We start from the raw sequence: 23573 nt of genomic DNA on the forward strand, positions 1-23573 counted from the left end.
CGTACGGCTAGTTGGTCCCGATCCGGCTGAGCAGTTCCACGATCCGGGACTGCACCTCGCCGCTGGTGGACCGCTCGGCGAGGAAGAGCACCGTTTCTCCCGACGCCAGCCGCGGCAGGTCGGCCTGGTCGACGGCGGCCGTGTAGACGACGAGGGGGGTGCGGTTCAGCTGCCCGTTCGCCCGCAGCCAGTCGACGATCCCGGCGTACCCCTCCTGCCGCCGGTGCACCTGCAGCAGGTCCATCACGACCAGGTTCGGCCGGAACTGCCCCGCCAGCGTCACCGCGTCCGCGTCGCTCGCGGCCCGCGCGACCTGCATCCCGCGCCGCTCCAGCGTCGCCGTCAGCGCGAGCGCGATCTCCGCGTGCTCCTCGATGAGCAGCACGCGCGGCGGGTGCTGCTCGCTGTCCCGGGGCGCCAGCGCCTTCAGCAGCACCGCCGGATCCGCGCCGTACGCCGCGTCCCGCGAGGCCTGCCCGAGCCCGGCCGTGACCAGCACCGGCACCTCGGCGGCCACGGCGGCCTGCCGCAGCGACTGCAGCGCCGTCCGCGTGATCGGCCCGGTCAGCGGGTCCACGAACAGCGCGGCGGGGAAGGCCGCGATCTGCGCGTCGACCTCCTCGCGCGAGTGGACGATCACCGGCCGGTAGCCACGGTCGCTCAGCGCCTGCTGGGTGCTGACGTCCGGTGCCGGCCACACCAGCAGCCGCCGCGGGTTGTCCAGCGGCTCGGGCGGCAACTCGTCGTCCATCGGCTGCGGCCGCGGCGGGTCGGCCACCTCGACGGCACCGCCCGGCCCGTCCAGCGGCTCGGGCCCCTCGGCGGCGTTCTCGTCCGGGGCGCCTATGGCGTACGAGCGTCCGCCGCCCTCGGTCATCTGCGCCGGCCGCGACTGCCCGGCCAGTGACGGCTGCGCGGGAACGGGTGCGGGGACCTGGGCGGGCCGCGCAGGCGTGGGCGTCGGCTCGGCCGCCGGATGCGGCCGGGCGGCCTGCTCGGGACGCGGTGCCTGCTCGGCGCGGGACGCAGCTTCCGGGCGCGCCGCCTGCTCGGTCCGGGCGGTGGGGTCGGGCGGCGTGCCGAGCTTGCGGCGCCGGCCCGAGCCGCCCGGCTGGTGCGGGGGAGGCGTCGCCGACGGCTGCTGGACCTGGGCCGCCTGCCGGTTGAACGGCACGCCCTGCCCCAGCGTCCGCACGCTGATCGCCCGTCCCTGCGTCGAGTGGGGATCGGCGGGCGCCGCGGCCTCGGCGGGCAACGGCTGTGCGACCCGGGGCAGACCCTCCGGGGGCAGTGGGGTGCCCGGGGCCGGCGTGCCGGCCTGGGCCGCCGCGCCGTTCGGCGGTACGGCGACACCGGCTCCCGAGGGGTCGTCGGCGGCGGGCCAGGGCTGCGGCGCGGGGGCGCCCTGCGCCGGAGTCGTGAGGGCGGGGCCGGCGGGGTTCGGCCCGGGTGGGGCTTCGGCGGGGAGCGGCTGCCCGGCGAAGGCCTGCGGCTCCGGCGCGACGGCGCCGCCCTGCTGCGGCAACGGCTGACCACCGTGCGGCCCGGCCTGCACCGGCGCCTGCGGCAGTTGCCCCGGAAGAGCGGCCTGCACACTCTGCCCGAGCCCACCCTGAGCGGGCACGGACACGACCTGCGGCTGCACACCGACGCCTTGCGGTACGGCGACGCCCTGCGGGGGTACGGCGGCACCTTGCGCTGGTGCGGCGACGCCGTGAGGTGGTACGGCCGCACCTTGCGGAGGTGCGACGCCGTGAGGCGGGGCCATGCCCTGAGGGGGAACGGCCGGGTTCTGCGCCTGAGGGAGGGCGGCCTGAGGGAGGGCGCCTTGGGGGACGGCACCCTGCGGGGCGTTGCCCTGCGGTGGCACGGCCGTGCCCGGCGCCATTCGACCGGCGGGCACCCCGACCTGTGCGGGCGCACCCTGCCCGGGGCCGACCTGACCGGGAACGGGCTGCCCGTGGCCGACCTGGCCGGGAGCAACCTGGGCGGGAGGGGCCTGGCCGGGAGGGGTCTGACCAGCGGCGTTGTGCTGCGCGGCAGCCCCCGGTTGCGGCACGGCGGGTGCGGCACCCGGCACGGCAGCCACGGCCGCCGGCGCCACGGGCTGAACGCCTTCGACCGCCCCCGGCACTCCCGCACCGGGCCCGGAAACACCGGCACCGGGCACTTCGGCGCCCGGCATTCCGGCGCCCGGCCCTGCCGTACCCGGCGCCTGGGCCCCAGCCCCGGTCGTTGCGGCCGCCTCGGCCGGCTGCGGGGCGGCGGCGCGCCGTCGGCGTCCGGTCGGCGCGCTCGTGGGATGCGGCTGCGGAGGGGTGTGATCGGCGGACTGGTCGTGCGGCGCGGCGTCGTGCCGCCCCTCGTCGAACCCCTGGTCGCCACCGCCACCACCGTCACCGGCGGCCGGGGATGCCCCGGCCGGCCCCACCCCGCCGGGCGGAACCGTCACGGCCGCCTGCCCGGCCGGAGACGTCTGGTCGGCCTCGGCGGGCGGCAGTGCGAACACCGGACGCGGCCCCGACGCCTGCTGGGCGGCCGCCGCCCTCTCGTTCGCGGCGGCCAGCGCCCGCCGCCGGCGACCGGTCGGCTGCTGAGCCTGCCCCTGCGCCGCGTCGCCCGCGCCACCGGAGGTCTCCCCGGACGACGACGGTGCGGGCAGGGCCGGCGGCAGCGCGTGCTGCTCGCCCGGCTCCCGCCGGGCCCGCCTCCCGGACGGCGGCGCGGGCACGCCCTGCGGCGGAACGGTCCCGCCCAGCCCCGTGCCCGTGGCCGCGGTCCCGGCCGCGTGCTCGGCAGCCGTGACCACGGCCCCCTCGGCGACACCCTGGACGGCACTGCCGATGGCGGCAGGGGCACCCGCGGCGCTCGCGGTACCCGCGGCACTGGCCACACCGGCGTCCTCGGCCGCTCGGCCGCGCCGCCGCCCGGTGCCGCCCGACGCAGCACCCTCGTCCGACGCCTGCGCGGGAAGAGCGGCCGGTTCCCCGGCGGCCCGCCGCCGGCGCCGCCCGGTCGGCACGGCCCCTTCGACACCACCGGCACCAGCCGCACCGGCCCCCGGAGCCGCACCGGCTCCGGCACCACCGGCGGCCCCGTCACCCTCGGTCGCCGGAACGTCCCCGTCGAGGAACGCGTCGGTCGAGCCGCGCCGAGCCCGGCGTCGCCCGCCCCCGGAGGTCTGCTCCTCCGGAGCGGCGGCGGCACCCTCGTCCGCCGGCTGCGCCGCGACGGCCCCGGCGCCGCCCCCGAGCGGCACCTCCAGGACGTACGCGCTCCCGCTCATCCCCGGCACCTCGTGCGTCTGCAGCACGCCGCCGTGGGCCCGGACGATGCCCCGCACGATCGGCTCGTGGACGGTGTCGCCCCCGGCGTACGGTCCGCGCACCTCGATGCGGACGACCTCGCCGCGCTGCGCCGCCGCCACCACGACGGTGTTGTCCAGATAGCCGCCCGCCGACACGGGCGTGTTGCCGGTCGCGTCGACACCGGCCACGTCGGCGACCAGATGCGCCAGGGCGGTCGCGAGCAACCGCGGGTCCACCTCGGCCTCGATGGGCGGCGCGTGCACGGCGAACTGCACCCGCCCCGGCCCGATCAGCTCGACGGCCCCGTCGACACCGGCGGCGACGACGGCGTCGAGCATCACCTTCGTCCGGGCGACGTTCTCACTGCCCGCGTCGAGGCGCTGGTAGCCGAGGACGTTGTCGATCAGCGTGGTGATGCGCGAGTAGCCGGCCGAGAGGTGGTGCAGCACCTGGTTGGCCTCGGGCCACAGCTGCCCGGCGTCGTCGGCGGCGAGCGCGGCCAGTTCGCGGCGCAGCTCCTCCAGCGGCCCGCGCAGGGAGCGCCCGAGCAGGGTCAGCAGTTGTTCGTGCCGGGCGGCGAGCGCCTCGAAGCGGTCCTTCTCCCGCTCCCCGAGGGCGGCGTAGCGCTCCTCGTTCGCGGCGAGTTCCTCGGCGTGCCGCTCGCGCAGCTCCTCCACCTCGGTGACGTGCCGCTGGCGCAGGGCGGTGAGCTCGGAGGCGTGCTCCTCGGCGACCCGCTCCAGCTCCTCGGCGTGCGCCCGCTCCGCCGCCTCCTTCTCCTCGACGACGGCGTCGTAGGGCCGCCGGTCGGTGAAGGTCATCACGGCGCCGACGAGCTGGTCGCCGTCGCGCACGGGCGCGGTCGTCAGGTCGACCGGCACCTGCGAGCCGTCCTTGGCGTACAGCACCTGCCCGCGTACCCGGTGCTTGCGCCCGGAGCGCAGGGTGTCGGCCAGCGGCGACTCGTCGTAGGGGAAGGGGGAGCCGTCGGGGCGGGAGTGCAGGACGAGTGTGTGCAGCTCGCGCCCGCCGAGGTCGCTGGCCCGGTAGCCCAGTATCTGGGCGGCGGCCGGGTTGACGAGGACGATCCGTCCGTCGGTGTCGGTCCCGACGACGCCCTCGGCCGCGGCCCGCAGGATCATCTCGGTCTGCCGCTGCGAGCGCGCGAGCTCGGCCTCGGTGTCGACGGTCCCGGACAGATCGCGTACGACGAGCATGAGCAGTTCGTCGCCGGTGTAGCCGTAACTGTCGTAGGCCTGCTGCCCGTTCTCCAGATTCGCACTGGTGACCTCGACGGGGAACTCCGTCCCGTCGGTCCTGCGCGCGACCATCCGGGTGGGCTTGGTCCGCGCCCGCGGGTCCAGGTGTTCGGGCCGCCGCATGGAGCCCGGGATCAGCTTGGAGTCGAACTGCGGCAGCAGATCCAGCAGCCCCCGGCCCACCAGGGCGGTCCCCGGGGTCTCGAAGGCCTCCAGGGCGATGGTGTTGGCGTTGACCACCGTCCCGTTGGCATTGACCAGCACCAACGCGTCCGGCAGGGCGTCCAGTATGGCTGCGAGGCGAGCAGCGCCTCGGGATGGCCTGCTGCTCACGAGACGCTTCCTCCCTGTTACCGCACCTTGCCGACCGCTCGGGCCATCTTGCCAACCGTCCCGCGGCGTGTCACGCGAGGGAGTCTAAGGGCTGCGGTTGCGCTCGCGACGCCGGATGAGAGGGAGGTCGCACGAGGAAGTGACCCCGAACTGACGACCGGGTAAGCGTCATACGCCCGCCCTCCTGCGACGACGTCGCGGGACCTTCGCGGGACCTTTACGAGAGCGGCGTTTCTGTATCTTTCGGCCGAGCCGCCCGGAGCTGGCGGAATGAGGGCGGAGTGTGGCGCAAACGGCCCGGAGCCGCCCGCCCTTCCTTCCGCCCTTCCTTCCGTCCCTCCCTCGTCCGGCGTCAGCCCTTGTCCGCGGCCTTCATGTCGGGCAGCAGCGGCACGAGCCGGTCCCAGCGGGAGATCCCGCAGCCGTCGCGGCGGTCGTAGGTCGCGTCCACGGGGCGGCCGGCCCAGGTGCCGGTGACGTGCGCGGTGGCCGGGCCGCCGTACTGCATGGTGCAGAAGCCGCCCTCCGGGGTGGGCGCGAAGAGGTCCTGGCCCCAGCGCGTGTCCCGCTGCAGCGTGGCGCAGGCGCCGCGCGGGTCGGGGTGGCTGCCGCCGTCGGGGTCGCAGTACAGCTCGTAGGTCCCGTCGGCCCCGCCGCCCGCGTTCCGCACGGTCACGGTGAGGTGGTCGCGGTCCGGCCCGCCGCCGGCGCGGGCGGGCGACGACGGTCCGGCCGCGTCGGCCCGGGCGTACGCGGTGGGGGAGACGGCAGCCAGCGACCCGGCGGCGGCGACGGAGGCGGCGGCACCGACGAGGAGGCGCCGCAGGGCGGGGCGGGCGGTGGCCCGGGGAGTGGCACGCAACATGCCCTGACTAACGCGGCACGCCCCCGGACGTTGCGCACGCCCCCGCGCACGCCCTCCCCTCGGACCTCCCCGCGCCCTCCCCCCGGCCCTGTCGCAGCCCTGCCGTGGCGGCTCCGGCCGGACCGGGCAAGGCCTTTGCCCTGCGCCCTTCCCGCCTAGTACCGTGGGGGTCGATTGGTGACACCCCGCTCGACTGTGTCATCATCGGCACGCACCGACCCGCGCTCGCGCGGGTGGATGTGTGGAGGCGTCGCCTAGTCCGGTCTATGGCGCCGCACTGCTAATGCGGTTTGGGCCTTAAAGCCCATCGAGGGTTCAAATCCCTCCGCCTCCGCCGTGATCACGAAGCCCCGGTCAGCCGACCGGGGCTTCGCCGTTGCCCGGGGTCTCGCACACCCCGTCCGAACGGCGATTCCGCAGGTCACAAGGGGTATGGCTAACGGATTTCACATGGCGGCGGCAGTCATGTAATGTTCTTCCTGTCGCCGCGAGCGAGCCGGAAGGCCCGGGAGCGGCGATAAAACAGAACAAGCACTCGTAGCTTAACGGATAGAGCATCTGACTACGGATCAGAAGGTTGCAGGTTCGAATCCTGCCGAGTGCACAGCACACCAGAGGCCCTGTGGAGAGATCCACAGGGCCTCCGGTCTTTGTCTGGGTGGTGATGACCGACGGCCGGTGGCTCCTCGGCCGCCGGTCCGCGGTTCTCAGTCCGTGCGGCGGTGTTCCTCCAGGTAGTCCGCCGCCAACGTGCTCGCGCGGTTGAACCAGTCGGTGAGGACCGCGATCTCGGCCGGGGAGTAGTCCGCGAAGAGTTCCATGAGGCGGGCGTAGTACGGCTCGTAGACCTCGCGGACGCGGGCGACCGCGTCGGGCTCGGCCGCCACGCGGATCCGGCGGCGGTCGTCCGGGTCGGGGCGGCGGGTGATGAAGCCGGCGCGCTCCAGGCGGTTGAGGATGCCGGTGACCGCGCCCGTGGTGACGTGGACGCGGGCCGCCAGGTCCCCGGCCGTGGGCAGGTTCTCCCCGGCCTGGATGACATACGCGAAGCACGTGAGGTCGGTCACGCTCAGACCGACCTGTTGGGCGATCTCGTGCTGTCCGACCAGGTGAGTCGCGATGAGGTGGTCCATCGCCGACAGTGCCTGCTCCGGCGTGGCGGCCGGACGCGGCTTGGCTTGCATTCCCATTTCCCTTAGTTCGTGAGATGTTTGTGCTGTAAAAGTCTTAGCAAGTAAGGGGTTCCGGGTGTGTTCTCCGGGGAGACCCCGTGGCTGAGGGGAAGCACGTGAGCGCACATCAGTATGACCACGGGCACACCGTCGCGGGCTGGGTCGGCTTCGGCATCGCGAGCGTCGGGGCCGTCGCCGTGGGGGCGGGGATCTGCACGGTCTCGGGCCTGCTGATCGCCGGGGGACTCGGCATCGGTGCGGTGAGCCTGCTCGTCACCTGGGCGCTCCATCTCTCCGGGTGGGGCAAGGGGCCGGGGGCGCGGCCCCGGTCGGAATGGGACTGGCGGGTGCGGGACTCGGCGGCGCCGGGCGGCCACGCGGACTGCCTCGGTTGCCGGCTGGCCGGCCGCGGCCGGAGCGGCGGACGGGCCGTCGGCACGCCCCGCCTCTCCATGCCGGTCCAGCGAGAGGGAGAGCAGGAGCCGGTGACGACACTGCGAGCGGACTCCGCCCGCTGAGACACCGTCCCCGATCCGTGTCCCCGCGCCCGGCCCGTGCCGTACGGTGCGCCTCCACCTGCCCGTCCCGAGCCGCCCCGCTCCTCCCCCTTCCGGAGCCCCGTTGTCAGTGGCCCCCTCTACGCTCGTCAGCGATGGCACACGCATGGAAGTGCTCGGGGCTGCGGTGGTCCGTGGAGGGGCCCGAGCTGGTGTGGGACGGGGGCCGGCGCAGTGTGCTGGCCCGGGGCGGACGCGTGGCCTTCGGGGTTGCGGAAGGCGGCGTGCGGACGTGCGCGGGGGCCCGGGGGCATGCCTGCCCCGTGGGGGCCGTCGTCGCGGCGCGCGGTACGGGGGCGCGATGCGAGGAGTGCGCGCGGCTGGACCGGGCGCACTCCGTCGCGGCGGACACCTTCGCGGACGACCCGCGGCCGTACCACGTGTACCTGGCGTGGTTCGGGCCCGGCATGCTCAAGGTCGGGATCACCGCCGTGGAGCGGGGCCCCGCCCGGCTCCTGGAGCAGGGGGCCGTCTGCTTCAGCTGGCTCGGTGCCGGGCCGCTCATGGCCGCGCGCCGTACGGAGGAGCTGCTGCGGGCCGCGCTGCGGGTGCCCGACCGGATCCCCTACGCGGAGAAGCGGGCCGTGCGCGCCGCCCTGCCGGAGACGGCGGCCGCCCGGGCCCGTGAGATCGCCGAGGTGCACGCGCGGGCCGTCGCGCTGGCCGGGTGGCCGGAGTCGCTGGAGCGCAGGCCGCTGGACGTGGTCGATCACGTAGGCGCGTTCGGGCTCGCGGGCGTCCCCGCCGCCGTCGGGGAGGTGGCCGGGCTGGCCGCCGGGGGCGTGGTCGGCGGGGAGCTCGTCGCCGCGGCCGGGCCCGATCTCCATCTGGCGACCGGGGCCGGCGTCGTCGTGCTCGACACGCGCCTGATGACCGGCTGGGAGCTGGTGCCCGCCCCCGGTGCCGGACTGACGGTGCCCGTACGGGAGTTCAGGGCCGCCGCGGGCGTACAGGACGGGCTGTTCTGACCCTCGCGACCCGTCGGCCGGCCAGGGCTCGCCGACCAGGGCCCGCGGGCCACGCCCCGTCGGCCACGGCCCACTGCCAGGGCCCACGGGCCACGACCCGCCGGCCAGTGCCCGTCGGCCAGGATCCCCGGCCAAGGCCCTGTCGGCCGTGGGGATGTGACCGGCCCCGCTTCCGCTTCCCAGGCGCTCCCAGACGTTCCCTGAGAGGCCCTGTCGGTTTCTCAGACAAATCACAGGTGCGGGAAAGGGCGCTCTCAGAGGGTCTCGACATCGTGTTCACATGACCACGACCTCGCCCCAGGGGCGCACCGAACTGCTGAGGCCGGACGGGAGCCCCGTCCGCGTGCTGGTGGTGGACGACGAGATGTCGATCACCGAGCTGCTGTCCATGGCGCTGCGCTACGAGGGATGGCAGATCCGGAGTGCCGGTGACGGTACGGGCGCGATCCAGGCCGCGCGGGACTTCCGGCCCGACGCCGTCGTCCTCGACATGATGCTGCCGGACATGGACGGGCTGGCCGTGCTCGGGCGGCTGCGCCGCGAACTGCCGGACGTGCCGGTGCTCTTCCTGACGGCCAAGGACGCGCTGGAGGACCGCATCGCCGGGTTGACGGCCGGCGGGGACGACTACGTCACCAAGCCGTTCAGCCTGGAGGAGGTCGTCGCGCGGCTGCGCGGGCTGATCCGCCGCTCCGGCGCCGCCGACCGGCGGTCCGAGTCCACGCTGGTCGTCGGCGACCTCACCCTGGACGAGGACAGCCACGAGGTGACCCGGGCCGGGGAGCACATCCACCTCACCGCCACCGAGTTCGAGCTGCTGCGCTTCCTGATGCGCAACCCGCGGCGCGTGCTGAGCAAGGCGCAGATCCTCGACCGCGTCTGGTCGTACGACTTCGGCGGCCAGGCCAACGTCGTCGAGCTGTACATCTCGTATCTGCGCCGGAAGATCGACGCCGGGCGGGAGCCGATGATCCACACGCGGCGCGGTGCCGGTTACCTGATCAAGCCCGCGGTGTCGTGAGCGGACGGCGACGGCCGCGGGCGCGGGGGGCGGCCGGCAGGCGGGCGGGCAGGCCGCGCACGCTGCGCACCCGGCTCGTCGTCGCGTCCGTGGCGCTGATCGCCGTAGTGTGCGCGGTGATCGGGACCGTGACGACCCTCGCCCTGCGGTCGCATCTGTACGAGCAGCTGGACGGGCAGCTCCACGAGGTCGCCGCGCGGGCCGCGCTGAGCCCTCCGAAGGACCCCGGCCGGGACGGGGGCGACGCCCTCACCCAGCCGAAGCGCAGCAGTCTCACCGACTTCGTCACCAAGGGACCGCAACCGAGCGGCACGGTCGCCGCCGAGATCCGCGACGGGAAGATCGCGGACTCCGCGCGCGGCGAGAAGTCCGAGGACAACTTCCGGATGACGGCGAAGTCGCTCACCTCCGCCCAGACCGCCGCGCTCGCCACCGTCGCGCAGACTGACGGGACGATCGAGACCGTCTCCCTCCCGGGCCTCGGCGAGTACCGGGTCGAGTACAGGTCCGGTGACAAGGGCAGCTACTACGTCGCCCTCCCCACCACCGACGTCACCGGCACCGTCAACACCCTCGTCCTGGTCGAGATCAGCGTCACGGCGGCCGGGCTGGCCGCCGCGGGACTGGCCGGGTCCGTACTGGTCGGCGTCGCCACCCGCCCCCTCCGCCGCGTCGCCGCCACCGCCACCCGGGTCTCCGAACTGCCCCTCCACACGGGCGAGGTGCGGCTCAGCGAACGGGTCCCCGACTCCGAGACCGACCCGCACACCGAGGTCGGGCAGGTCGGCGCCGCGCTCAACCGGATGCTCGACCACGTCCACGGGGCGCTGCACGCACGCCAGCAGAGCGAGACGCGGGTACGGCAGTTCGTCGCCGACGCCAGCCACGAACTGCGCACCCCCCTGGCCTCCATCCGCGGCTACGCCGAACTCACCCGGCGCGGACGGGAACAGGTCGGCCCCGACACCCGGCACGCCCTGGGCCGGATCGAGTCCGAGGCAGGGCGGATGACGCTGCTCGTCGAGGACCTGCTGCTGCTCGCCCGGCTGGACGCGGGGCGGCCGCTGCGGTTCGAGCCGACCGACCTCGTCCCCCTGGTCGTCGACACCGTCAGCGACGCCCGCGCGGCCGGCCAGGACCACGTCTGGCGGCTCGACCTGCCCGACGGGCCCGCGCTCGTCCCGGCGGACGCCGCCCGGCTGCACCAGGTCCTGGTCAACCTGCTCGGCAACGCCCGCAGCCACACCCCGCCCGGCACGACCGTCACCGCCCGGGTCCGACGGCACGGCCCGTGGCTCCGCGTGGACGTCGAGGACGACGGGCCGGGCATCCCGGCCGCGTTGCTGCCGCACGTCTTCGAACGGTTCGCGCGCGGCGACTCCGCGCGCTCCCGCGCCACCGGCTCGACCGGTCTCGGCCTGGCCATCGTGCAGGCCGTGGCCGGTGCGCACGGCGGTGCCGTCACCGTCGACAGCGTGCCCGGGCGGACCGTGTTCACCGTGCACCTGCCCGCGCCGCCGCCCGCGCCGCAGCCGGAGACGGCGGGGCAGCCGCACTCACAGGCACGCCACAGCCTCACCACATGGGCACGACAGGGCGCCTGACGACAGTCGGTGCCATGCGAACCGACTCTTCTCCCGGCACCCTGCCGGCGCGGGTGCACCTCCCGGCCGCACCAGCCGGAACTCCTGTCCTGGACGTAGTGATCCCCGTCCACAACGAGGAGAAGGACCTCCAGCCCTGCGTGCGCCGCCTGCACGAGCACCTCGCCCGGACGTTCCCGTACGGGTTCCGCATCACGATCGCGGACAACGCCTCCACGGACACCACCCCGCGGGTGGCCGCACTGCTGGCGGCGCGGATACCCGAGGTGACCGTGCACCGGCTGGAGCAGAAGGGCCGCGGCCGGGCCCTGCGCGCCGCCTGGTCCGCCTCGGACGCCCCGGTCCTCGCCTACATGGACGTGGACCTGTCCACCGACCTCAACGCCCTGCTCCCGCTGGTGGCGCCGCTGATCTCCGGCCACTCGGACCTCGCGATCGGCTCCCGGCTGGCCCCCAGCTCGCGCGTGGTGCGCGGCCCCAAGCGGGAGTTCATCAGCCGGGCCTACAACCTCATCCTGCGCGGCTCCCTCCACGCCCGCTTCTCGGACGCCCAGTGCGGCTTCAAGGCGATCCGCCGCGAGGTGGCGGGGGCGCTGCTGCCGCTGGTGGAGGACACCGGCTGGTTCTTCGACACCGAGATGCTGGTGCTCGCCGAGCGGGCCGGCCTGCGGATCCACGAGGTGCCGGTCGACTGGGTCGACGACCCCGACTCGACCGTGCACATCGTCAGGACCGCCACCGAAGACCTCAAGGGCGTGTGGCGGGTGGGCCGGGCCCTGGCGACGGGGTCGCTGCCGCTGGACCGGCTCACCCGGCCGTTCGGCGACGACCCGCGCGACCGTGAGATCGGGGACGTACCGAGGGGTCTGGCCCGCCAGCTCGTCGGGTTCTGCGTGGTCGGCAGCCTGTCCACCCTCTTCTACCTGCTCCTCTACAGCGGCTTCCGGGCCTTCACCGGCTCGCAGACGGCGAACGCGCTCGCCCTGCTGGTCTCCGCGGTCGCCAACACCGCGGCCAACCGGCGGCTCACCTTCGGGGTGCGCGGGCGCGGCGGGGCCGTACGGCACCAGGCGCAGGGCCTGGTCGTCTTCGGCATCGGACTCGCGCTGACCAGCGGCTCGCTCGCCGCGCTGGGAGCGGCCACGTCCGAGCCCGCCCACTCCACCGAACTGGCCGTGCTCATCGCCGCCAACCTCGCGGCGACCGTGCTGCGCTTCCTGCTCTTCCGGGCGTGGGTGTTCCCCGACCGGCGCGCGGACGACGCCCCGCTCGCCGTCCAGCCGGCCGCTCCGTACGGCACCACTTCCTTCCGCGCCGGTGACGTCGCGGACTCCTGGCGGGACGCCACCGCGCAGCTGTTGCCGGCGCGCCCGCATGACACCGATGCGAGGGACCCGCGATGACCGTCCACCACGACCGGCGGACCGACGGCGCGGCCGCGCGTCCCGAGACCTGGACACGGCCCTCCGCGCCCCCGCCCGCCCCCGAGGGCGGTGAGCCGAAGCGGCCCCTGCCGGGGCGGTTGTGGCGCGGGCGTCCCGAGGACCCGCGTTGGGCCCGCCCGGCCTTCCTCGCCCTGCTGCTGGTGACCACCGCGCTCTACCTCTGGAACCTGAGCGCCTCCGGGTACGCCAACTCCTTCTACTCGGCGGCGGTGCAGGCGGGCAGCCAGTCCTGGAAGGCGTTCTTCTTCGGCTCGCTGGACGCGGCCAACGCCATCACCGTCGACAAGCCCCCGGCCGCGCTGTGGCCGATGGCCCTGTCCGTGCGGCTCTTCAGGCTCGGTTCCTGGGCGATCCTCGTCCCCGAGGTCCTGATGGGCGTCGGCACGGTCGCCGTCGTGTACGCCGCCGTGCGGCGCCGGTTCAGCCCCGCGGCCGGCCTGATCGCGGGCGTGGTGCTCGCGCTGACCCCCGTGGCGGCGCTGATGTTCCGCTTCAACAACCCGGACGCGATGCTGGCCCTGCTGATGGCGGTGGCCTGCTACCTGGTGATCCGGGCCTTGGAGGACGGCCGCACCAGGTGGCTGCTGTGGGCGGGTGCCGCGATCGGCTTCGCGTTCCTCGCCAAGACCCTCCAGGCCTTCCTGGTCCTCCCGCCGCTCGCCCTCGTGTACGGCGTCTGCGCCCCGGTCACGGTGCGGAAGCGGCTCGGGCAGCTCGCCGCCGCCCTGGCCGCGATCGTCGTCTCCGGCGGCTGGTGGGTCGCGGTCGTCGAGCTCTGGCCCGCCTCCTCCCGCCCCTACGTCGGCGGCTCGCAGAACAACAGCTTCCTGGAGCTGACCTTCGGCTACAACGGCCTGGGTCGCCTCAACGGCGACGAGACCGGCAGTGTCGGCGGGGGCGGCGGAGGCGGTGGTGGCAACTGGGGCGCAACCGGCTGGGACCGGCTGTTCGGGTCCGCCATCGGCGGGCAGGTGTCCTGGCTGATCCCGGCCGCGCTGATCCTGCTCGTCGCCGGGCTCGTGGCCACCCGCAGGGCCGGGCGCACGTCGGTGACCCGGGGCGCGTTCCTCGTCTGGGGCGGCGCACTGCTCACCACCATGCTGGTCTTCAGTTACATGCAGGGCATCTTCCACGAGTACTACACGGTGGCCCTCGCCCCCTATGTCGCCGCGGTGACCGGCATGGGCGCGGCGCTGCTCTGGGAGCAGCGGGCCCGGGCGTGGGCGTCGCTGACCCTGGCGGCCGCGGCGACGGCGACGGCCGCCTGGGGGTATGTCCTGCTCAACCGCTCCTCCGACTACCTTCCCTGGCTGAAGTGGCTGGTCCTGGTCGGTGGTCTCACGGCCGCCCTCGGCCTGATCTTCGCGGGGCGGCTCGGGCGTCGGCTCGCTCTGGGCGCGGCGGGGCTGGGCCTCGCGGCGGCGCTGGCCGGCCCCGCGGCGTACACCCTCACCACGCTGAGCGAGGGCCACACCGGCTCCATCGTCACGGCGGGCCCCGCGGTCGCGGGCGGCCGCGGCGGCCCGGGCGGCGGGGGCGGCGCACCCGGCGGCAGAGGCCCCGGCGGCGGCTTCCCACCAGGGGGCCAGAACCAGCCGGGGCAGAACCAGCAGGACGGCCAGGGCTTCCCCGGCGGCGGCACGCCCGGCCAGAACCAGAACCAGAACCAGAACCGGCAGAACGGTGAAGGCAGCCGTACGGACGGCATGGGCGGCACGGGCGGTGGCGCCGGCATGGGCGGCCTGCTCAACGGCGCGGGCGTGGGCACCGAGGCCAGGAAGCTGCTGGAGACGGACGCGGACGCGTACACCTGGGCCGCGGCGGCCATCGGCGCCCAGAACGCGGCAAGTCACCAGCTGGCGACCGGGGAGCCGGTGATGGCCGTGGGCGGCTTCAACGGCACGGACCCGTCCCCGACCCTCGCGCAGTTCCAGCGGTACGTGGCCGCCGGGAAGATCCACTACTTCATCGCCTCCGGCGTGGGCGGCGGCATGGGCGGCAGCGGCGACGGCACGTCCGCGCGGATCACCTCCTGGGTCGAGGCCAACTTCGAGAAGGTCACGGCCGGTTCGGCCACCTTCTACGACCTCACACGGCAGGCGAGCGGCTGACCCGGTCGCCGAGGACGAGGGGCGGTGGCCGGGAACACCGCCCCTCCCGAAACTCCGTTGTACACCGTATGGGAGCTGTTCTACGGTGTAGAACATGACGACGTCCTCCCAGGAAACGGCCCTGCCTCCGACGGCGCACGGCGGCCATCCCCAACGCTGGCTGATCCTCGGTGTCATCTGCCTCGCGCAGCTCACCGTGCTGCTCGACAACACGATCCTGAACGTGGCGATCCCCTCGCTCACCCGCGAGATGGACGCCTCGACCGCGGACATCCAGTGGATGATGAACGCGTACTCGCTGGTCCAGTCCGGACTGCTGCTCACCGCGGGCAACTCCGCCGACCGCTACGGCCGCAAGCTGATGCTGATGTCGGGCCTGGCGATCTTCGGCGTCGGCTCGCTGGCGGCCGGTCTGTCCCAGAGCCCGGCCCAGCTGATCGCGGCCCGCGCGGGCATGGGCGTCGGCGGTGCGCTGCTGATGACCACGACCCTCGCGGTCGTCGTGCAGATCTTCGACGACCGGGAGCGGGTGAAGGCCATCGCGCTGTGGTCGACGGTCAGTTCGCTCGGCTTCGCGGCCGGGCCGCTGATCGGCGGCGTGATGCTGAACCACTTCTGGTGGGGCGCGATCTTCCTCATCAACATCCCGGTCGCGGTGCTCGGCCTGGTGGCCGTGGCCGCGCTGGTGCCGGAGTCGCGGCACAAGGCCGGTGACCGGCCCGACCTGCTCGGCGCGGTGCTGTCCACCATCGGCATGACGGCCGTGGTGTACGCGATCATCACCGGGCCCGAACACGGCTGGACCTCCGGGCAGGTGCTGGTCTCCGCGCTCACCGGCGTGCTCGTCCTCGGCCTGTTCGTGCTGTGGGAGCTGCGTATCGAGCACCCCATGCTCGACATGCACTTCTTCCGCAACCAGAAGTTCATCGGCGCGGTCGCGGGCGCGATCCTCGTGGCGTTCGGCATGACCGGGTCGCTGTTCCTGCTCACCCAGCACCTGCAGTTCGTGCTCGGCTACGAGCCGCTGGACGCGGGGCTGCGGACCGCGCCGCTGGCACTGACCGTGGTCGCCCTCAACTTCACCGGGGTCGGCGCGAAGCTCGTGCTGAAGGTGGGGACGCCCGCGGCGATCGCGCTCGGCATGACCCTGGTGTCGGCGGGGCTCGCGGCGATCGCGCTGCTCGGCGGGCACGGGTACGGGGGCATGCTGCTCGGCCTGGTCGTCATGGGCGCGGGGGTGGCCCTGTCCATGCCCGCGATGGCCAACGCGATCATGAGCGCGATCCCGCCGGAGAAGGCGGGGGTGGGAGCGGGCGTCAACGGCACGCTCGCGGAGTTCGGCAACGGACTGGGCGTCGCCGTCCTCGGGGCCGTGCTCAACTCCCGGTTCGCCTCGCTCGTCACCGTCTCCGCCGCGTCCCTCCCGGCGGCGCTGGCCGCGGCCGGCAGCCCCGAGGAGAAGGCACGCATCTCCGACGCGTTCGCCTCGGGACTGGAGACGAGCCAGCTGGTCGGCGCGGTCGCCGTCCTCGCGGGCGGACTGGTCGCCGCGGCGTTGCTCCGGCGGGCCGAGCGGGCAGAGTCCGCCTGACGGGCACTTAGCATGACCGGCAGCAGCACGACGAGGAAGGTGCGCCATGGCAAGGGCAGCCGACAAGGCCGGGCGAACCAGCGTCTGGCTGGAGAGCAGGGCGCACCGGCGGCGCGGTGGCGGACAGCCCTCGGGGCTGGACCGGGACCGGATCATCGAGGTGAGCGTCCGCCTGCTGGACGCGGAGGGACTGGCCAAGTTCTCGATGCGGCGGCTGGCCGGTGAGCTGAACGTCACCGCGATGTCCGTCTACTGGTACGTCGACACCAAGGACGACCTGCTCGAACTCGCCCTGGACGCGGTCATGGGCGAGATGCGGCTGCCCGACCCGGACTCGGGCGAGGACTGGCGCGAGCAGGTCAGGGCGCTGGCGCGGGAGTACCGGACGTTGCTGGTGCGGCACCCCTGGGTGTCGGCGCTGGTGGGTGTCTTCCTCAACATCGGCCCCCACAACCTGGCGTTCTCGCGGGTGGTGCAGCGCGTCGTGCGCGGCACCGGGATGCCCGCGCAGCGCCTGACGAGCACGATCTCGGCCGTCTTCCAGTTCGTCTACGGCTACGGCACGCTGGAGGGCCACCTGGCCACCCGGGCGGCGGCCGGCGGCATGACCGTGGACGAGTACTTCCAGGAGGCCCTGAGCACGGTGAGCGAGGCCCCGCAGGCCGCCGACGTCATCAAGGAGTCCCAGGAGATCATGGCGGCGCGCGGCGGCGACACGGTCGCCGAGATGCTGGAGCGCGACTTCGAGTTCGCCCTGGAACTGCTCATCGCGGGCATCGAGGCGATGGTCGCCCGGGGCTGACGGCTCCCGCCGCTACTCCCCTTCGACCAGCCGCGCCGGGAAACCGCCCGTCGCCACCGGCCCCCACCGCTCCGGCGTGATCCGGATGATCGACTTGCCCTGCTTGACCATGGCCGCGCGGTACTCGTCCCAGTCGGGGTGCTCCCCGGCGATGTTCCGGTAGTACTCCACGAGCGGCTCGACGGAGTCGGGCGAGTCGACGACCTCCGCCGTGCCGTCGATCTGGACCCACGGGCCGTTCCAGTCGTCGCTGAGGACGATCAGGCTGACCCGCGGGTCCCGCTTGGCGTTGCGGGTCTTGGCGCGCTCCGGGTACGTGGAGACCACGATCCGGCCCGAGTCGTCCACCCCGCAGGTCAGCGGCGAGCCCTGGGGGCCGCCGTCGGACCGGCGGGTCAGCAGGATCGCGTGGTGCCGGGGCCGTACGAAGTCGAGCAACTCGTCCAGGGAGACTCGGGTGTTCGTCGCGATGTTCGGTGCCATGCCCGGCAGCCTACGACGCCAGCGCTTCCGGGAGGTTGTCGTACACGGGGACGTCCCGGCGCATGCCGGTGAGCTCCAGGACGCGGCTCGCGACCCCGTCCGGACGGGCCACCAGCCGGACCCGGGCCCCGGGACGCAGGCCCTCGCGTATGTCGTTGATGAGGCGGACGCCCTGGGAGTCCATGAAGGAGGTCGCGCTGAGGTCCAGGATGAGCACGTCCAGCCGGTCCCCGCGGGCCTCGGCCTCGGACATGACGTGCGGGAGCAGTTCCGAGGCGTTGCAGTAGTCGATCTCGGCGGGCATGGTCAGGTGGACGCGGCCGGGTAGGTCGCGCGGTTCTGTGGGATTCGTGAAGAAGGTCACGGCACTCACCTGGCAGACGTTCGTCCGGTTTCCGGTAAGGCCGCTTCCTGACCCGCCGCCATTCCACCATGCCGGAGGGTGGCCATGGAAGCGGCCTGGCCCGGCCGTCGGCCGGGCGTCACTTCGAGGCAACCGAACAGTTAGAGTGCTGTCCGTCCTGTGCTCGCAGTCGGGAATGTGCTGCGGAGCTCTCCTGCGCACGGCCATGGCCGTGCATGCCGAAGAGGTTCGTGGTGGCTGCGTCCGAGTTTCCTGATTTGCCCCGTTTTCCGGCCGGCTTCGAGCTGGCCGAAGCACTGACGGTGGCGTCTCAGCAGCTGCACGAGACCTCCACGCCGCACAGCACGCTCCGCACGGCGGTCCGGCTGGCCGTCCATCTCATGCCGGGGGCCGAGCACGCCGGCATCTCCGTGGTCGAACGCGGTGACAGGCTCCGCACACTCGCCTGGACCGACGAGGTCGTCCGCTCCGCCGAGTCCCGGCACACCGGCGGCGACGGCCGCGGGCACTGGGACCAGCTGTGGCACAGCCCCGTCGCGCGGATAACGGACAGCGAGGCGGACGACGGCTGGGACGTGCTGTCGGGCCTGGGGCTGCGCTCGGCGCTGTCGCTGCGGCTGCGCGCCGACAAGCGCCGGCTGACCGTGCTCACGGCCTACGCGCGCAAGCCCGGCGTCTTCGACGAGGACGCGACGCGCATCGGCCGGCTGTTCACCGCGCACGTGAGTATCGCCCTGGACTCCGCGACCGTGCGCGAGCAGCTCACCGAGGCCATGCACACGCGCGACCTGATCGGCCAGGCCACCGGCATCCTCATGGAGCGTCAGGGCATCGACGCGGCCGCGGCCTTCGACAGTCTGGTGCGGGCCTCCCAGCGGGAGAACGTCAAACTGCGCGAGCTGGCCCGCCGCATCGTGGGCACCCACAACACCCCCTGAGGGCGGCGGGCACCTCGGGGGCGTGTTCGCGGGGTGACGGGATACACGTACGGTCATGAGCTCCGAGACGTCCGACACGCTGGACCAGGCGATGGTGCGCAGCAGTGGTCTCGACACCCTGCTGCGCGACCTGACCGACCGCGCGGTGCAGGAGGTGCCCGGCGTGGCCGCGTGCAGCCTGACAGTGCGCCGCGACGACCGGCTGCTCACGCTGGCCGGCAGCGACGGCCTGCCCAGCGGCCTGGATCTGCGGCAGTACGAGAACGGCTCGGGGCCCTGCGTCGACGCGGCGGAGACCGGTGCCGAGCAGTACGCCCCGGACCTGGCCGAGGAGTCCCGCTGGCCGGCGTACACGCCGTACGCGCTGTCCCTGGGCGTGAGCTGTCTGCTGGCGGTGCCGATCGCCGTCGAGGGCGGGACGGGCGCCGCGTTCAACTTCTACGGTGTGCAGGCCGGGGCGCTGGACACCGCCCGGGACACGGCCCGGGCGTTCGCGGCCCGGGCGGGGGACGCGATCAACGTGTCCCTGGCCATCGAGCGCCGGCGCCAGTCGGCGGCCGACGTGCGCGCCGCGCTGCTCTCGCGCAGCGTCATCGACCAGGCGGTCGGCATCCTCATGGCCCGGGAGCGCATCGACGCCCGCCAGGCCATGGAGCGGCTGCGCCGGGTCTCCCAGGACCGGAACGTCAAGCTCCGGGACCTGTGCGGGCAGTTGGTGGCGCGGGTGTCCCTGCCGCGCGACCCCTCCTCACGCCGCGGGCAGTGACTCGCCCTGCACGGCCTGGATGTCCAGCTCCACCTTGAGGGTGGTGCCGATGGCGGCGATGCCCGCCTGGAGGACCTGGTTGTAGTTCATCGCGAAGTCCTCGCGCCGCAGCTCGGTCGTGGCACGGAACGCCGCCCGGGTGCCGCCCCACGGGTCCGGGCCCGTGCCCAGGTAGGCCAGGTCCAGGTCGACCGGCCGTACGACACCGTGCATGCCCAGCTCGCCGTGGACGGTCCAGTGGTCGGAGCCGGTCGCCGTGACCCCCGTGGACCGGTAGGTGATCTCCGGGAACCGCTCGACGTCCAGGAAGTCCGGCGACTTCAGGTGCCCGTCGCGCATGCCGTTGCCGGTGTCGATCGAACCGGCCCGGATCACCGCCTCCACGCGCGACTTGGTGACGTCGTCCGGCGCGATCTCGATCGCGCCGGAGAACTCCGTGAACCGGCCGTGCACGCTGGAGATGCCCAGGTGCTGGGCCACGGCGGCCACGCTGGAGTGCACCGGGTCGATCGTCCACGGGCCCGGCGGCGGCAGCTCGGTGCCGCCCTGGCGCGCGAGCGTCACGGTGCCGACCTCGGCCCGCCCGCTCGCCGTGACGATCACACTCGACGCGGCGGGCGCGTACCCGACGGCCGTGACGATCACCGTGTACGCCCCCGGCTGCAGCGGCGACGCGTCCCGAACGGCGCCCTCCGCGTCGGCCTCGGCCCGCAGCACCTGCGCGCCGGTCATGTCCGCCACCGTGACGACCGCGTGCGACACGGCCCATCCGTCCCGGGTACGGATCCTCGCGGTCAGTCCCATCTCCACGTAACTCCTCAGAAAGAAACCGGCCCGTGACAGGGGGCGCACCTCCGCTCGGAGCGCGCCCGCCCGCCACGGGCCGGGGTCCGTACTACTCGCCGGGGTGGGCGAGTTCGATGTCGTGACCGTCGGTGCCGCGGCCCGTGACCGTCAGCGCGGTGGCCACCGGCGGATAGCCCGTCGCGATGACCGTGTACTCGCCGCCGTCCAGGTCGGTGAAGGCGTACGCCCCGTCCGTCCCGGTCGTGGCCGAGCCGACGACGTTGCCCGCCTGGTCGACCAGCGTCACCCGGGCGTCGGCCAGCGGGCCGTGCGGGGCGCGGACGACACCCTGGACGCGGGCTCCGGCGTCCAGGTCGATCTCGACCCGGGTGACCCCGGTGCCGCCGACCTCGACGGGCAGGGCGCGCGGCCGGTACCCGGCGGCGTTCACCGCCACGGTCACCGCCCCCGGCACCAGCTCGGCGAAGGAGAACTCGCCCTGCTCCCCGGTGGCCTGGGTGGCCAGCAGGTCGCCGCGCACGTCGGTCACGATGACCATCGCGTCCTTCACGGGCTGCCCGCTCTCGGCGGCCCGGACCAGGCCGGTCAGCCCGCTGGTGCCGCTGAGCAGGACGTCGTAGGCGAGCGGCTCGCCGTTGACCACGATCGTCGAGGCCTGCGGCTGGTAGCCGTCGGCGGAGGCGATCAGCACGTACGATCCCGCGCCCGGCGCGTCGACCGCGTAGGAACCGTCGGACTGTGCCACGGACCGGCCCAGCTGGCGTCCGGCCAGCGAGATCAGCGTGATCGCGGCCTGCGGCACGGGCGCGGACTCGGCGCCGCGCACGAACCCGCGGACCGGCACGCCGCCCCCGCCGGACGCCGGCTCCTCGGCCCGGGCAACCGTGGCGACCGCGGCGAGCCGCTGCGTGCCCTCGGGCCCGGTCCCGCCGGCGGCCTCGGTCTCCGCGACGGCCCAGCTCGGCGCGGCCTTCTCGGCCGACGCCTCGGCCGGCGCCTCTGCGGGAGCCTGCGCACCGGTTTCCGCGGCCGCGGCCTGCGCCAGCCCGCCCCTGGTCTTCAAGGGGACCTCCTTGATGAACAGCGACACCAGCAGCGCGAGCAGCGCCAGCGGGGCCGAGTAGAGGAACACGTCCGCGACACCGTGGCCGTAGGCGCTCTCCACGACGGTGCGGATCGGCGCGGGCATCGTGTCGAGGTCGGGGATGCCGCCCCCGCCCGTGCCGGCGTGGCCGAGGGCCGCGCCCTTGGAGCCGAGGTCGGCGAGGCCGTCCTGCACGTAGTCGGTGATCTTGTTGCCGAGCACGGCGCCCAGCGCCGAGACGCCCACGGCACCGCCCAGGGACCGGAAGAAGGTCACCGTGGAGCTCGCGGCACCGAGGTCACCCGGCTCCACCTGGTTCTGCGTGCAGAGCACCAGGTTCTGCATCATCATGCCGATGCCGAGACCCAGCAGCGCCATGAAGATCGCTATGTGCCAGTACTCGGTGTCGTACCGGATGGTGCCCAGCAGCCCCAGGCCCGCGGTCACCAGCACACCGCCGGCGAGCAGCCAGCCCTTCCAGCGGCCGGTCCGGGTGATGACCTGGCCGGAGACGGTGGAGGAGACGAACAGGCCCGCGATCATCGGGATCGTCATGACACCGGACATCGTCGGCGACTTGTCCCGGGCCAGCTGGAAGTACTGGCTGAAGAAGACGGTCCCGGCGAACATCGCGACACCGACGAACAGCGAGGCCAGCGACGCCAGCGTGATGGTGCGGTTGCGGAACAGCCGCAGCGGGATGATCGGCTCGCTCGCCCTGGACTCGACGAGGACGAAGACCGCCAGCAGCACCAGCGAACCGCCGACCATCGCGTAGGTCTGCCACGAGACCCAGTCGTACTTGTCACCCGCGAAGGTGACCCAGATGAGCAGCAGGCAGACGGCGGCGGTGATGAAGAAGGCGCCGGCCCAGTCGACCTTGACCTTCCGCTTCACCACGGGCAGGTGCAGGGTCTTCTGCAGCACGATCAGGGCGATCACGGCGAAGGGCACGCCGACGTAGAAGCACCAGCGCCAGCCGAGCCAGTCGGTGTCGGTGATGACACCGCCGACCAGCGGGCCGCCGACCATCGCGGTGGCGAAGACGGCGCCCAGGTAGCCGTTGTACCGGCCGCGCTCACGCGGCGAGATCATCGCCGCCATGATGATCTGGGCCAGCGCGGACAGACCGCCCATGCCGATGCCCTGGACGGCGCGGAAGGTGATGAGCATGCCCGGGTTCTGGGACATGCCGGCCGCCGCCGAACCCAGCACGAAGATCACCAGCGCGAGCTGGATCAGCAGCTTCTTGGAGAACAGGTCGGCGAGCTTGCCCCACAGCGGGGTGGAGGCGGTCATCGTCAGCAGGGACGCCGTCACGACCCAGGTGTAGGCGCTCTGCCCGCCGCCGAGGTCGCCGATGATCCGGGGCAGGGCGTTGGAGACGATCGTCGACGACAGGATCGCGACGAACATGCCGAGCAGCAGGCCGGTGAGGGCCTCCATGATCTGCCGGTGTGTCATCGGAGCGTCGCCGGAGGAGCCGTGGGAGCCTCCCCCGTGCTTGGCATGAGCCCGCACACCGGCTGGTGTGGTCGTTGCCATGGGCTTCCTTTACTTACGTGCTTGCGGGTGTACGGGTGGTCCGTTCGAAAGCGGGCGGTGCCGCCGCCCGGGCCGCGGGCCGGCAGTCGAAGCTCTCCCGCAGCCGCGCCATCAGGTCCGTGAGCCGGCCGACCTCCTCGTCGGTCCAGTCGCTCAGCCGCTCGGCCAGGACCTCGGTGGTCCGCCGGGACAGTTCGTCGAGCTGGGCGTGGCCCGCGGGGGTCAGGCGCAGGATGCGTGAGCGTTTGTCCGCCGGATCGGGGGAGCGTTCGATCCAGCCCCGGTCGACGACGTGCGCGACATGGCGGCTGGTGACCGACATGTCCACCGCGAGCAGCTCGGCGAGCTTGCTCATGCGCATGTCGCCGTGGCGGCCCAGCAGCGTCAGCACGGCCGCCGACCCGCCGGGGCACTCGGCGGGCATGATCCGGCCGAGCTCCCGCTTGACGGCGCCGAAGGCACTGAACTGGCGGACCAGCTCTTCGTACTGCGCCCTCTCGGCCATGACACCTCCCGCTTTCGTTGCTTAGGGCAACCATAGAAGCCATTG

At 73.7% G+C, this 23573-nt stretch carries 18 protein-coding genes and 2 tRNA genes; 12 read left to right on the forward strand and 8 right to left on the reverse strand.

What is annotated here, in order from left to right; translation table 11 throughout:
* Positions 1-7: 7 nt before the first annotated feature.
* Together ACIGAQ_RS22845 and ACIGAQ_RS22850 are read right to left on the reverse strand one after the other, a co-directional pair.
* Entirely contained in the window at positions 8-4900 is a 4893-nt protein-coding gene (locus ACIGAQ_RS22845) for a PAS domain-containing protein (protein WP_399785492.1), read from the reverse strand.
* Positions 4901-5252: 352 nt separating this feature from the next.
* Positions 5253-5765, reverse strand: coding sequence for an SSI family serine proteinase inhibitor (locus tag ACIGAQ_RS22850; protein ID WP_311682813.1), 513 nt, complete (start codon positions 5763-5765; stop codon positions 5253-5255).
* A gap of 243 nt (positions 5766-6008) precedes the next feature.
* Here ACIGAQ_RS22850 and ACIGAQ_RS22855 point away from each other — a divergent pair.
* Positions 6009-6099 (forward strand) — tRNA-Ser (locus ACIGAQ_RS22855).
* Positions 6100-6296: 197 nt separating this feature from the next.
* Positions 6297-6369: transfer RNA gene (locus tag ACIGAQ_RS22860), tRNA-Arg, on the forward strand.
* Between the two features lie 103 nt (positions 6370-6472).
* On the opposite strand, the gene ACIGAQ_RS22865 is transcribed toward ACIGAQ_RS22860, so the two are convergent.
* On the reverse strand, positions 6473-6949 hold the full coding sequence (locus ACIGAQ_RS22865; RefSeq protein WP_399785497.1) for a MarR family winged helix-turn-helix transcriptional regulator: 477 nt from the start codon (positions 6947-6949) through the stop codon (positions 6473-6475).
* A gap of 104 nt (positions 6950-7053) precedes the next feature.
* On the opposite strand from ACIGAQ_RS22865, the gene ACIGAQ_RS22870 reads away from it, so the two are divergent.
* From ACIGAQ_RS22870 to ACIGAQ_RS22905, 8 genes are all read left to right on the forward strand, one after another.
* Positions 7054-7455 carry an HGxxPAAW family protein gene (locus ACIGAQ_RS22870; protein ID WP_399785500.1) on the forward strand — a complete coding sequence of 134 codons (402 nt, stop codon included), beginning with the start codon at positions 7054-7056 and terminating at the stop codon, positions 7453-7455.
* A 134-nt stretch (positions 7456-7589) separates the two neighbouring features.
* Positions 7590-8462 (forward strand): DUF2797 domain-containing protein, encoded by an 873-nt coding sequence (locus ACIGAQ_RS22875; protein ID WP_399785503.1) that lies wholly within the window; start codon positions 7590-7592, stop codon positions 8460-8462.
* A 280-nt stretch (positions 8463-8742) separates the two neighbouring features.
* On the forward strand, positions 8743-9483 hold the full coding sequence (locus ACIGAQ_RS22880; RefSeq protein ID WP_311682822.1) for a response regulator transcription factor: 741 nt from the start codon (positions 8743-8745) through the stop codon (positions 9481-9483).
* Positions 9480-11087: a sensor histidine kinase gene (locus ACIGAQ_RS22885; protein WP_399785506.1), complete on the forward strand. Its 1608-nt coding sequence runs from the start codon at positions 9480-9482 to the stop codon at positions 11085-11087. The genes ACIGAQ_RS22880 and ACIGAQ_RS22885 overlap by 4 nt, the downstream gene beginning before the upstream one ends.
* A gap of 14 nt (positions 11088-11101) precedes the next feature.
* Positions 11102-12490 carry a glycosyltransferase gene (locus tag ACIGAQ_RS22890; RefSeq protein ID WP_399785509.1) on the forward strand — a complete coding sequence of 463 codons (1389 nt, stop codon included), beginning with the start codon at positions 11102-11104 and terminating at the stop codon, positions 12488-12490.
* Positions 12487-14643 (forward strand): ArnT family glycosyltransferase, encoded by a 2157-nt coding sequence (locus ACIGAQ_RS22895; RefSeq protein WP_399785512.1) that lies wholly within the window; start codon positions 12487-12489, stop codon positions 14641-14643. The genes ACIGAQ_RS22890 and ACIGAQ_RS22895 overlap by 4 nt, the downstream gene beginning before the upstream one ends.
* Before the next feature lie 94 nt (positions 14644-14737).
* Positions 14738-16234 (forward strand): MFS transporter, encoded by a 1497-nt coding sequence (locus tag ACIGAQ_RS22900; RefSeq protein ID WP_399785515.1) that lies wholly within the window; start codon positions 14738-14740, stop codon positions 16232-16234.
* Between the two features lie 46 nt (positions 16235-16280).
* A complete protein-coding gene (locus tag ACIGAQ_RS22905) occupies positions 16281-17036 on the forward strand; it encodes a TetR/AcrR family transcriptional regulator (protein ID WP_311682833.1) in 756 nt (251 codons plus the stop codon).
* 12 nt (positions 17037-17048) lie between these two features.
* Here ACIGAQ_RS22905 and ACIGAQ_RS22910 read toward each other — a convergent pair whose 3' ends face one another.
* Both ACIGAQ_RS22910 and ACIGAQ_RS22915 read right to left on the reverse strand, forming a co-directional pair.
* A complete protein-coding gene (locus ACIGAQ_RS22910; protein ID WP_311682835.1) occupies positions 17049-17519 on the reverse strand; it encodes a PPOX class F420-dependent oxidoreductase in 471 nt (156 codons plus the stop codon).
* Between the two features lie 10 nt (positions 17520-17529).
* Positions 17530-17892 (reverse strand): STAS domain-containing protein, encoded by a 363-nt coding sequence (locus ACIGAQ_RS22915; RefSeq protein ID WP_394814267.1) that lies wholly within the window; start codon positions 17890-17892, stop codon positions 17530-17532.
* Positions 17893-18098: 206 nt separating this feature from the next.
* On the opposite strand from ACIGAQ_RS22915, the gene ACIGAQ_RS22920 reads away from it, so the two are divergent.
* On the forward strand, positions 18099-18821 hold the full coding sequence (locus ACIGAQ_RS22920) for a GAF and ANTAR domain-containing protein (RefSeq protein ID WP_399785520.1): 723 nt from the start codon (positions 18099-18101) through the stop codon (positions 18819-18821).
* A 55-nt stretch (positions 18822-18876) separates the two neighbouring features.
* Positions 18877-19587, forward strand: a complete 711-nt coding sequence (locus ACIGAQ_RS22925) for an ANTAR domain-containing protein (RefSeq protein ID WP_399785523.1) — start codon at positions 18877-18879, stop codon at positions 19585-19587.
* Here the strand turns inward: ACIGAQ_RS22925 and ACIGAQ_RS22930 are convergent.
* From ACIGAQ_RS22930 to ACIGAQ_RS22940, 3 genes are all read right to left on the reverse strand, one after another.
* Positions 19570-20391, reverse strand: a complete 822-nt coding sequence (locus ACIGAQ_RS22930; RefSeq protein WP_399785526.1) for a YceI family protein — start codon at positions 20389-20391, stop codon at positions 19570-19572. The two genes, ACIGAQ_RS22925 and ACIGAQ_RS22930, sit on opposite strands and share 18 nt — an antisense overlap.
* 91 nt (positions 20392-20482) lie before the next feature.
* Positions 20483-23023, reverse strand: coding sequence for an MFS transporter (locus ACIGAQ_RS22935; RefSeq protein WP_399785529.1), 2541 nt, complete (start codon positions 23021-23023; stop codon positions 20483-20485).
* Positions 23024-23036: 13 nt separating this feature from the next.
* The gene (locus ACIGAQ_RS22940) at positions 23037-23528 is read right to left on the reverse strand and encodes a MarR family transcriptional regulator (protein WP_311682848.1); all 492 of its coding nucleotides are present in this window, start codon (positions 23526-23528) and stop codon (positions 23037-23039) included.
* Positions 23529-23573 lie beyond the last annotated feature (45 nt).

The organism is Streptomyces sp. NPDC085932 (genome assembly GCF_044540525.1).
Taxonomy (GTDB): Bacteria; Actinomycetota; Actinomycetes; order Streptomycetales; family Streptomycetaceae; genus Streptomyces; species Streptomyces levis.